Here is a 10098-nt window from a genome sequence, read left to right as displayed (position 1 = left end):
AGCCGGCCGTCGCCGCCGCGATCAGCGCCGCCGTCGCGGGCAGCCAGCCGGTGGCGGTCAGCGCCAGCAGCGCGGCGGCGGCGAACATCGCGCCGGCGATGTTGCGCTCCAGGTTCTGCGACTTCGCCACCAGGAAGCCGCCGACGATCATCCCCGCCGCGCCCGCCAGCATGTAGCCGGTCACCACGAAGGCGGTGCTGGCCAGGCTCACGCCGTACATCGCCGACAGCGCCGGCGAGGCGAAGCTCTGGATCGCGCTCAGCGCCGAGGTCGTGAAGAAGAAGAACGAGAAGCACAGCCACACCGACGGCAGCTTCAGGAAGGCCATCGGATGCTCGTCGACCGGCGCCTTGGCCGCGCCGGCCTTCTCATGGCCCCAGGCGCCCTGGCTGTCGTCGATCGCGTCGCGCTTGAACGCCAGCAGGGCGATCACGAACAGCGCCCAGGCCGCCGTCGCGGCGTAGCCGAGCCGCCATTGGCCGGTCGCCTCGTGCATCGAGATCAGCAGCACCGGCGCGACCGCCCAGCCCAGGTTGCCGGTGATGCCGTGCACCGAGAACGCATGGCCCAGCCGCTGCTGCGACACCCGCTTGTTGAGGATGGTGAAGTCCACCGGGTGGAAGGGCGAATTGCCCAGGCCGGCGAGCGCGGCGGCCAGCGCCAGCCCGACGAAGCCCTGCGCCGTCCCCGCCGCCAGCGAGGCCAGCACGAAGCAGCCCAGCGCGACGAACAGCACCGGCCGGGCGCCGGTCTTGTCCACCAGGAAGCCCGACAGCGCCTGCCCCACGCCGGAGATCACGAAGAAGATCGTCACCAGCAGGCCCAGCTCGGAGTAGCTCAGGCCGAATTCCCGCATGAACACCGGGAACAGCGGCGGCAGCAGCATGTGGAAGAAGTGGGAGGTGCCGTGCGCCAGGCCGATCAGGCTGATGGTCTGGATGTCTCGCTTGGCGCTCTGCGCGGGGCTCAGCGACGGGAGCGCGGCCGCGGTGGCGGTGGTGGTGGTGGTGGCGGAATTCATGGGCGAAATGGTGACAGGGCCTTCACGACGGAATTACGATAGCCGGCCAAGTTCTGTCGAGTTTCCGCCATGAACCCCTCCCGCCCCGCCGTCGCCCCCCTGCCCCCTCGGCGCGATCCCGTCCGTCCCTTGGGGGCAGCCCTTCGGGCGTCGTCGGAGCGGCCCGCGCGCCCCACGCGTCCCGGGCCTCCCGGGCGCCGCTGCCCGAGGCCCCGGGCCGCACCAGCCTGCCGCCGCTCGATCCCCGCCGCTACGCGCCCAGCGCCGAGCGCCCGGTGCGCGCCAAGTCGCGCAGCCTGGACGGGCACATGGACATCCAGGCGCACTTCCACACCTGGGGCCAGTTCGTCTTCTCGGTGACCGGCGTCGTGCGCGTCAGCACCGACCGCGCCACCTTCCTGGTGCCGCCGTCGCGCGGGGTCTGGATCCCGGCCGGCGTGGTCCATGCGGTGACGGCGGTCGAGCGCTGCGAGCTGCGCACGCTCTACCTGCTGAACCCGCCGGCGGACGCCGCGGCCTGGGCCTCGAACCGCGTGCTGGAGGTCTCGCCGCTGCTGCGGGAACTGGCGGTGCAGATGGCCCGGGACGAGGTCGAGCCGGGCGACGCCGTCGCCGACCGCGAGGCCTGGATCGGCCAGTTGATCCTGGACGAGCTGCGCCGCGCGCCGACGCTGCAGCTGGGGGTCGCGCTGCCGACCGACAAGCGCCTGCGCCGGCTGTGCGAGGCGGTGCTGGCCGAGCCCATGCGCCATGCCAGCCTGGACGACTGGGCGGCCGAGGTCGGCGCGAGCGCGCGCACCGTGTCGCGGCTGTTCCGGCAGGAACTGGGCAGCAGCTACGCCCAGTGGCGGCAGCAGGCGCTGCTGGCCGAGGCCTTGCGCCTGGCCGCGCGTCGCAAGCCGATGCAGGTGATCGCCGCGGAGCTCGGTTATGCCAGCGCCAGCGCCTTCACCGCGATGGTCACCCGCACGGTCGGCATGCCGCCGAGCCGGTTTTTCGGTCACACCTAGAATTCCGGCCCTATGGAACAGGTTCTTTACGACTTCGCCCGCCAGGACGCGCAAGGCGCCACCTGCACCGCCCATGCCTGGGCCAAGGTGCCGGCGCCGCTGACGCCCAGCCAGCGCCAGCAACTGAAGGCCCGCGCCGCCGAACTGCTCAAGGCCAAGGGCGCCGTGCTGGTGGCGCACTACTACGTGGACGGCGACCTGCAGGACCTCGCCCGGGAGACCGGCGGCATCGTGTCCGATTCGCTGGAAATGGCCCGCTTCGGGCGCGATCATGCGGCGCGGACGCTGGTCGTGGCCGGCGTGAAGTTCATGGGCGAGAGCGCCAAGATCCTCAGCCCCGAGAAGCGCGTGCTGATGCCCGACCTGGACGCCACCTGCTCGCTGGACCTGGGCTGCCCGGCCGAGGACTTCGCGGCGTTCTGCGACGCCCATCCCGACCGCACCGTGGTCGTCTACGCCAACACCAGCGCCGCGGTGAAGGCGCGCGCGGACTGGATGGTCACCAGCTCCTGCGCGCTGGAGATCGTCAGCGAGCTCAAGGCTCGCGGGGAGAAGATCCTGTGGGCGCCGGATCGCCACCTGGGCCGCTACATCCAGGAGCAGACCGGCGCCGACATGCTGATGTGGAACGGCGCCTGCATCGTGCATGACGAGTTCAAGGGCCTGGAGCTGGAGCTGCTGCGCGAGCAGCATCCGGACGCGATGATCCTGGTCCATCCGGAGTCGCCGGCCTCGGTGGTCGCGCAGGCGGACGTGGTGGGCTCGACCTCGGCGCTAATCAAGGCGGTGGTCGAGGGCAGCGCGCGCGAGTACGTCGTCGCGACCGACAACGGCATCCTGCATGCGATGCGCCAGCTGGCGCCGGGCAAGGTGCTGATCGAGGCGCCGACGGCGGGCAACAGCGCGACCTGCAAGAGTTGCGCGCACTGCCCGTGGATGGCGATGAATGGGCTGCAGGGCCTGGTCGATTGCCTGGAGCACGGCAGCGGGGAGATCTTCGTCGAGGAGCCGATCCGCTCGCAGGCGCTGGGGTGCATCGACCGCATGCTCGACTTCACCGCCCAGCTCAAGGCCCGCCAGGCGGCCGGTGCGCTGGTGCCGGGCATCGGCGCCGCCTGAGGGCGGCGGAAGACCCCTCACCCCCACCATCTCCCCGCACGCGGGGCGAGGGAGTCATACCGCCCGGTCATCCCCTCGCCCCCGAAGGGGGAGAGGGCGAGGGTGAGGGTGAGGGGGTTCGCCGCAGGACCGCGATGCCAGCCTCACGCCCCACACGAACGAGGGTCGCCGGGGGGCTTTTCATTTGCGCCGGAGCGCGCGATGCTGCGCTCCATCCCCGGTCATCCCGGCCAACCCGGCCACTCCGCAGGACGCGCCCATGGACTTCACCTCGCTCTACAACCACCACGAACGCGAAGTGTTCGCCGCGGTGATGGAATCCGCGCCGCAGTATCCCGAGATCCACCGCGAGGCCGAGCTGCTGGCCGACGTCGCCTGCGTTGCGCTCAACCGCCTGCCGCCACGCTACATCCGCCATGCCGTGGACTACTCGTTCTACCTGACCGAGCAGGAACGCCACGACGTCGACGCCGCGATCAAGGAAGCGGTCGCCCACGCCTTCGAATTCGTGCAGTCGCGCAGCGCGCTGCGGGCGAGACAGCGCTAGGCCAGGCGCCCGCCCCGCTCAGCGCGTATTGCCGTTGCGCACCAGCACGGTGGGCAGGCTGGCGGGCAGCGTGCGCGGATAGTCGCGGCTGTAGTGCAGCCCGCGGCTTTCATGCCGCAGCAGGGCCGAGCGCACGATCAGCTCCGCGCAATCGACCAGGTTGCGCAGCTCCAGCAGGTCGCGGCTGACGCGGAAGTTGGCGTAGTAGTCGTCGATCTCCGCGCGCAGCAGGTCGATGCGGTGCAGCGCCCGCTGCAGCCGCTTGGTCGTGCGCACGATGCCGACGTAGTTCCACATCAGCAGCCGCAGCTCGTCCCAGTTGTGGGCGATGACCACCTGCTCGTCCGCATCCTCGACCTGGCTCTCGTCCCAGGCGGGCAGCGGCGCGGGGTCGAGCTCTGGCTGCGACAGGATGTCGGCGGCGCACCCGCGGCCGAGCACGACGCACTCCAGCAGCGAGTTGCTCGCCAGCCGGTTGGCGCCGTGCAGGCCGGTGTGGGCGGTCTCGCCGACGGCATACAGGCCGGGCAGGTCGGCGCGGCCCTGCAGGTCGGACACGACGCCACCGCAGGTGAAGTGCACGGCCGGCACGACCGGGATGGGCTGGCGCGCGATGTCGATGCCCAGCGCCAGGCAGCGCGCGTGGATGGTCGGGAAATGTTCCTTGAGGAAGGCCTCGCCCAGGTGGGTGGCGTCCAGCCAGACGTGGTCCAGGCCGTGCTTCTTCATCTCGAAGTCGATCGCCCGGGCGACGACGTCGCGCGGCGCGAGCTCCAGGCGTTCGTCATGCGCCGCCATGAAGCGGGTGCCGTCCGGCAGCTTGAGATGACCACCCTCGCCGCGCAGCGCCTCGGTGATCAGGAAGCTGCGTTCCTGCGGGTGGTAGAGGCAGGTCGGGTGGAACTGGATGAACTCCATGTTGGCGATGCGGCAGCCCGCTCGCCAGGCCATGGCGATGCCGTCGCCGGTGGAGGTGTCCGGATTGGTCGTGTAGCGATAGACCTTGCCGGCGCCGCCGGTGGCCATCACCACCGCGCGGGCGGCGATCGCGTCCACGCGCTGCGCGTCCATGTCGAGCGCGTAGATGCCGTAGCAGCGTGACGGCTCCTCGCGCTGCACGTGGCGCGAGGTGATCAGGTCCAGCGCCATCCAGCGCTGGCGCAGCTCGATGTTGGGATGGGCCGCGCCTTGGCCAGCAGCGCGTCGTGGATGGCCTTGCCGGTCGCGTCGGCGGCATGGGCGATGCGGCGCACGGCGTGGCCGCCCTCGCGGGTCAGGTGCAGGCCCAGCGGGCCCTGCTCGTCGGGCGTGAACGGGACCCCTTGCTCGACCAGCCAGCCGACGGCGTCAGCGCTGCGTTCGGCGATGAAGCGGGCGGTGGCCTCGTCGACCAGGCCGGCGCCCGCGTCCTGCGTGTCGCGGACGTGGCTCTCGATGCTGTCGTCGGACCCGAGCACGCCGACGATGCCGCCCTGGGCCCAGGCGGTGGCGGCCTCGTTGAGCTCCCGCTTCGCCAGGACGATCACCGGCACCCGATCGGCCAGGTGCAGCGCCACGGTCAGTCCGGCCAGGCCGGCACCCACGATCACCACCGGCGTCTGCGCGGCACCGGTCGGAACAGCTGCTGTCATCGTCATCGCCCCGTCACCAGGGCGTCATCGCTTGGGAGTCGGCGATTCTACGAGCGGTCAAATCGGCTCGCGGCAACCGGAGCCGCGAATCCCCGCGCTCAAGCCAGCATCGACTGCTGCGCGAAGATACCCGCCATCGCGCCCTGCGACGAAGCCTGGGTGACCGAGGGCAGGAAGGGCGTGGCCAGGTCACCGGCGGCGTAGATGCCGGGCACGCTGGTCTGGCGGCGGTCGTCGACCTGGAGAACGATGCCGGTGGGCGTGTCGATCGTGGCGAGGCCCAGCGATTCATGGAGGCTGGCGGACGGCTTGTTGCGCGGGTGGGCAAACAGCACGTCGACCGCGACGTGGCGGTCGGCATCGAGATGGACGGCGGCGATGCGGCCCTCTTGATGGGCGATCTCGACGATCCGGCCTTCGACGACAGGGATGCCGCGGCCAGCAAGATCGGCCCGGACCTCGGGCGGCATGTCGTGCCCGTTGGCGAAGACGGTCAGCTGGTCGGTCCAGTGCTGGAAGAGCCGCGCCGACTGGTGGGACTGCGGGCTGGACCAGAGCAGGCCCCAGTGCTGGCCGGCGACCTCGAAACCATCGCAGTAGGGACAGGGCACGATCGACGTGCCCCAGCAGTCCGCGAAGCCCGGAACGCTCGGCATCTGATCGGCCACGCCATAACTCAGGATCACGCGGCGTGCCCGACGGCGTTCGCCATCCCCGGTGAGGACCGAGAAATCGTCGATGGCGCCGGTGACGCTGTCCGCCCGCGCATTGACCAGCTTGACCGTCGGGTAACGCGCCAGTTGCCGCCGCGCCTCGGCCAGGATGTCCAGCGGCGACTTGTGATCGTGGCCGAGCAGGCCATGCGAATGGCCGGCGAAGCGATTACGCGGCAGACCGGTGTCCAGGACAGTGACCTGGCGGCGGGCGCGGCCGAGCTGCAGGGCGGCGGCGAGGCCGGCAAAGCTGCCGCCGATGATGATGACGTCATCCATGGTGAGGGCTCCGTGTTGCAAGGGGAGTACGCAAGCTTGCGTCAATTATTGGACTTTCAAGTACAGTAATGTGCGGCCGCTATAGTGAACTGTCAAGTCCACTAATTGCGCCCATGTCTTCGACCCCGACTCCCGCTCCCAAGCCCCAACGCGGGCGGCCACGCGATCCGGAGCGCAGCCGGCGCATCCTCGAGGCGGCGCAGAAGCACTTCAACGAGCACGGCCTGGAGCGTGCCAGCGTGGACGCGATCGCCGCGGACGCGGGGGTCTCCAAGATGACCGTCTACAACAACTTCGGCTCGAAGGAAGGGCTGTTCCAGGCGGTCGTGCGCGACCGGTCGGCACCGGTGGTGGCGGGCGTCCCCGGCGCCGGGGCGCTGGATCCGGAACAGCCCGAGAAGGCGCTGCTCGCGATCGGCACCCGCTTCCTGGCACTCGCGCGCGGCGATGACGCCCTGGGGGCGTTGCGCGCCATCTACGGCGTCGCGGGGGTGCAGCCGGAAGCCTGCCAGGCGTTCTACCGGGAAGGCCCGGAGCGCGTGATGGGCGAGCTGGCCGCCTACCTGCGCCGAGCCCACGCGGCCGGCACGCTGAAAGTGCGGCACCCGCCTCAGGCCGCGGACCTGTTCCTGTCGATGTTCTTCGGCTCCGCGCACATGCGCGGGCTGCTGAAGCTGGAGGCGCCGGATCCCCGCGAGAACCGCGCGCTTCTGCGCGAGGCCGTGCGGGTCTTCATGGCGGCGTACGGCGCATGAGCGCCTTCATCGGCGTGGACGCCAGGACGGGGTCTGAAGACGTTCCTAGAACAGCGGCTTCTCGCCGGCCAGCACCCGCAGGTCGTCGAGCAGCTGGAGCTGATCGTGGGCCTTGTCGTAGAAGCCGTCGGCGCCGTGCTTCTCGCACAGCGAGCGGTAGAAGTCCGGGTCGCGGCTACTGAGCACCCACAGCTTGCCGGTGTAGCCGCCGCGGCGCGCGCGGCTCAGCACATGCATGCCGGAACCCACCTGCAGGTTGAGGTCGACCAGCACCACGTCCGGCTTGAGCGCCGGGATCGCCTGGACCGCGTCCTCTTCGCTATCCGCATAACCCACCACCTCGACGAAGGCCAGGCCTTCGAAGAGCCGCAGGAACTGCGTGCGAATGAACTCGGAATCCTCGACGAGCAGAACACGCATGCCCTTTTCCCTTCCCCGGTCTGAATGCTGCGACGCATTCTGGCGCGAGGCCGATTCACGCAGCGGCGTCAGGGGCGTCGAGTTCGCAACGGGTCGTATCCGGCGCGCGAGCAGCGCACCGGTTCAGACCACGACGGCGATCGCCGTGCACACGCCGCCGAAGCCGGCCGCGGAAGCGAGGAAGGTGACGTCGCGCCGCTCGCTGCCGCCTCGCCAGGCCATCAGGGCGACAAGGGCCAGGGTCCCGGTGAAGAGCAGTCCGGCGATGACAGGCGTGGTGAGGAGGTCCAAGGTCGTGAGCGGCGAGGTGGAAGGAAGGCCGCAGTGTGGGCGGCCCGCCCCTGCCACTCAAGGCCGGACTTCCTGGGCGCCGCTGCGGCTTTGCCGAAGCGACGCCCCTCCCCGCCTGGGATCAGCCGATCGTGATGGTCCTGGGTTCGAGGAAGGCTTCCAGGCCCATCACCCCGAACTCCCGCCCCTGCCCCGACAGCTTCACGCCGCCGAACGGCGCGAGCAGGTCGGGCGCGACGCGGTTGACCAGCACCGTGCCGGTCTCGATCCGCCCGGCCACGCGGCGGGCCCGCGCTTCATCGGCCGAGAACACATAGCCCTGGAGGCCGTAGGGCGAGTCGTTGGCGATTGCGATCGCCTGTTCCTCCGAGTCCACCGGCAGGATGGACAGCACCGGCCCGAAGATCTCCTCGCGCGCGATGTCCATGTCGTTGCGCACGTCGGTGAAGACGGTGGGCCGCACGAACCAGCCGCGCGTCAGTCCCTCGGGGCGGCCCTCGCCGCCGACCACCAGGGTCGCGCCCTGTTCCTGGCCGCGCCGGATGTAGCGCTGGATGCGCTCGAACTGGGTACGGCTGACCATCGGGCCGATCGCCGTCGCCGGATCGCGCGGATCGCCGACGCGCATCGTCGCGACCGCGGTCCGCACCTGCTCGACGACCTCGGCCAGGCGCGTGCGCGGCACCAGCAGCCGCGTGCCTGCGACGCAGGCCTGTCCGCTGTTCATGAAGGCCGCGCCCAGGGCCAGCGGCACGGCGACGCGCAGGTCGGCATCGTCGAGCAGCAGCGAGGCCGACTTGCCGGTGAGCGCCAGGCTCACCCGCTTCATCGACTCCACCGCGGCGCGCGCGATCAGTTGGCCGGTCGGCGTCGAGCCGGTGAAGGACAGCTTGGCCACGCCGGGATGGGTGCCGATCTCGGCGCCCACATCGGCGCCTCGGCCGGTCACGACGTTGACGACGCCCGGCGGCAGCGCCGCGTCATGGATCGCGCGGGTGATCACCAGCGCCTGCCAGGGGCTCAGCTCGCTGGGCTTGATCACCGTCGCGCAGCCCGCGGCGATGGCCGCGGCGAGCTTGCTGGCGATCGTCCCCGCGGCGGCATTCCACGGCGCGAAGAGCCCGGACACGCCGACCGGCCGCATCTGCAGGATCGACACGCCGTCCACACCGACGGGCCGCTCAAAGACATAACTCGACAGCGTGCGGGCGGCGTCGCCGAAGCACTGCGACGCGTAGTTGGCCACCCATTGGGACCGCGCCACCGGGCCGCCGTACTCGAGGATGGAGGACTCGCGCAGCGCATCGGCATTCGCGAGCATCGCGACCTGCAGCCGCTCCAGCATGGCCACGCGGTCCGCCACCGCGGTGCGGCCGAAGTCGGGCTGCGCGCGGACGGCGGCCTCGATCGCGCGGCGCGCGTCTTCGCGACTGGCCATGCGCGCGCGGCCGATCACCGTCTCGTCCGCGGGGTTGACGATGTCGACCTCTTCCTCGCCGGTAGCGGGGTGGAAGCGGCCGTCGATGTAGGTCTGGTCGACGTGGATCATGGCGGACGGGGCCCTGCGGCCTCAAGCTGCGATGCGCTCAATGTAGGAAGCGATCGGCCGCTTGATAAGCCATACGAAGGTTGCAGCCGCGCCGCCGGATCCGGCGGCCGGGCTCAGGCCTTCTTGGCGACCAGCGTCAGGATGTCGTAGCTCGCGACGAGCTCGCCGCGCTGGTTGGTGACCTGCACATCCCAGGCCACGACGCCCTGCGGCGGCTGGTCCGGGCGATTGCCGCGGTCGATGCGCCGCTTGCAGGTCAGGCGCGCCTGGATGGTGTCGCCGATCGCCACCGGATTGACGAAGCGCAGCGTGTCCAGCCCGTAATTCGCCAGCACCGGCCCCGGCGCCGGCGACACGAACAGCCCCGCCGCCGCCGACAGCACGAAGTAGCCGTGCGCGATGCGTTGCCCGAATTGCGTGTCCTTCGCCGCCACCTCGTCGAAGTGCATGTAGAAATAGTCGCCGCTGATGCCGCCGAAGTTGACGATGTCCGCCTCCGACACCGTGCGCCGGTGCGTCAGCAGCGAGTCGCCGACCTGGATCTCCTCGAAGTGCTTGCGGAACGGATGGATCGCGTCCTCCGTCACCTTGCCGCCGCGCACGTACTCGCCGGTGATCGCCGTCAGCATCGTCGGCGAAGCCTGCACCGCGCAGCGCTGCAGGTAGTGCTTCACCGCGCGGATGCCGCCGAGCTCCTCGCCGCCGCCCGCGCGGCCCGGGCCGCCGTGCTTGAGCATCGGCAGCGGCGAGCCATGGCCCGTCG

The 10098-nt window shown here is 70.7% G+C and carries 10 protein-coding genes and 1 pseudogene; 4 read left to right on the top strand and 7 right to left on the bottom strand.

Features of this window, described 5'->3' with window-relative positions; genetic code table 11:
- The coding region (locus FUT87_RS19300) for an MFS transporter (protein ID WP_147242074.1) at positions 1 to 1021 on the bottom strand (1021 nt) is incomplete at its 3' end.
- 275 nt (positions 1022 to 1296) lie between these two features.
- Here FUT87_RS19300 and FUT87_RS19295 point away from each other — a divergent pair.
- The 3 genes from FUT87_RS19295 (at position 1297) to FUT87_RS19285 (ending at position 3697) form a co-directional block, all read left to right on the top strand.
- Positions 1297 to 2031, top strand: a complete 735-nt coding sequence (locus FUT87_RS19295; protein ID WP_255511926.1) for a helix-turn-helix domain-containing protein — start codon at positions 1297 to 1299, stop codon at positions 2029 to 2031.
- Positions 2032 to 2043: 12 nt separating this feature from the next.
- Positions 2044 to 3150 carry a quinolinate synthase NadA gene (nadA, locus tag FUT87_RS19290; protein ID WP_147242073.1) on the top strand — a complete coding sequence of 369 codons (1107 nt, stop codon included), beginning with the start codon at positions 2044 to 2046 and terminating at the stop codon, positions 3148 to 3150.
- Positions 3151 to 3409: 259 nt separating this feature from the next.
- Positions 3410 to 3697: a late competence development ComFB family protein gene (locus FUT87_RS19285; protein WP_147242072.1), complete on the top strand. Its 288-nt coding sequence runs from the start codon at positions 3410 to 3412 to the stop codon at positions 3695 to 3697.
- An 18-nt stretch (positions 3698 to 3715) separates the two neighbouring features.
- Here the strand turns inward: FUT87_RS19285 and nadB are convergent.
- Both nadB and FUT87_RS19275 read right to left on the bottom strand, forming a co-directional pair.
- Positions 3716 to 5328, bottom strand: a pseudogene (gene nadB / locus FUT87_RS19280) (L-aspartate oxidase).
- 98 nt (positions 5329 to 5426) lie between these two features.
- Positions 5427 to 6320 (bottom strand): NAD(P)/FAD-dependent oxidoreductase, encoded by an 894-nt coding sequence (locus FUT87_RS19275; RefSeq protein ID WP_147242071.1) that lies wholly within the window; start codon positions 6318 to 6320, stop codon positions 5427 to 5429.
- A 68-nt stretch (positions 6321 to 6388) separates the two neighbouring features.
- On the opposite strand from FUT87_RS19275, the gene FUT87_RS19270 reads away from it, so the two are divergent.
- A complete protein-coding gene (locus FUT87_RS19270; RefSeq protein ID WP_310735264.1) occupies positions 6389 to 7075 on the top strand; it encodes a TetR/AcrR family transcriptional regulator in 687 nt (228 codons plus the stop codon).
- Between the two features lie 45 nt (positions 7076 to 7120).
- On the opposite strand, the gene FUT87_RS19265 is transcribed toward FUT87_RS19270, so the two are convergent.
- The 4 genes from FUT87_RS19265 to FUT87_RS19255 form a co-directional block, all read right to left on the bottom strand.
- Positions 7121 to 7495, bottom strand: coding sequence for a response regulator transcription factor (locus tag FUT87_RS19265; RefSeq protein WP_147242070.1), 375 nt, complete (start codon positions 7493 to 7495; stop codon positions 7121 to 7123).
- A gap of 123 nt (positions 7496 to 7618) precedes the next feature.
- Positions 7619 to 7786, bottom strand: a complete 168-nt coding sequence (locus tag FUT87_RS29050; protein WP_175538442.1) for a hypothetical protein — start codon at positions 7784 to 7786, stop codon at positions 7619 to 7621.
- Positions 7787 to 7907: 121 nt separating this feature from the next.
- On the bottom strand, positions 7908 to 9335 hold the full coding sequence (locus tag FUT87_RS19260; RefSeq protein WP_147242069.1) for an aldehyde dehydrogenase family protein: 1428 nt from the start codon (positions 9333 to 9335) through the stop codon (positions 7908 to 7910).
- Positions 9336 to 9448: 113 nt separating this feature from the next.
- The coding region (locus tag FUT87_RS19255) for a MaoC/PaaZ C-terminal domain-containing protein (protein WP_255511925.1) at positions 9449 to 10098 on the bottom strand (650 nt) is incomplete at its 5' end.

This window comes from Mitsuaria sp. TWR114 (assembly GCF_007997345.1).
This window is presented reverse-complemented; position numbering and strand designations above follow the sequence as displayed.

Bases quoted from the DNA above. Each gene is read 5' to 3' on its own strand.
- FUT87_RS19260 (WP_147242069.1), bottom strand. From the start codon at position 9,335: ATGATCCACGTCGACCAGACCTACATCGACGGCCGCTTCCACCCCGCT.
- FUT87_RS19270 (WP_310735264.1), top strand. From the start codon at position 6,389: ATGTGCGGCCGCTATAGTGAACTGTCAAGTCCACTAATTGCGCCCATG.
- FUT87_RS19285 (WP_147242072.1), top strand. From the start codon at position 3,410: ATGGACTTCACCTCGCTCTACAACCACCACGAACGCGAAGTGTTCGCC.
- FUT87_RS19275 (WP_147242071.1), bottom strand. From the start codon at position 6,320: ATGGATGACGTCATCATCATCGGCGGCAGCTTTGCCGGCCTCGCCGCC.
- FUT87_RS19265 (WP_147242070.1), bottom strand. From the start codon at position 7,495: ATGCGTGTTCTGCTCGTCGAGGATTCCGAGTTCATTCGCACGCAGTTC.
- nadA (WP_147242073.1), top strand. From the start codon at position 2,044: ATGGAACAGGTTCTTTACGACTTCGCCCGCCAGGACGCGCAAGGCGCC.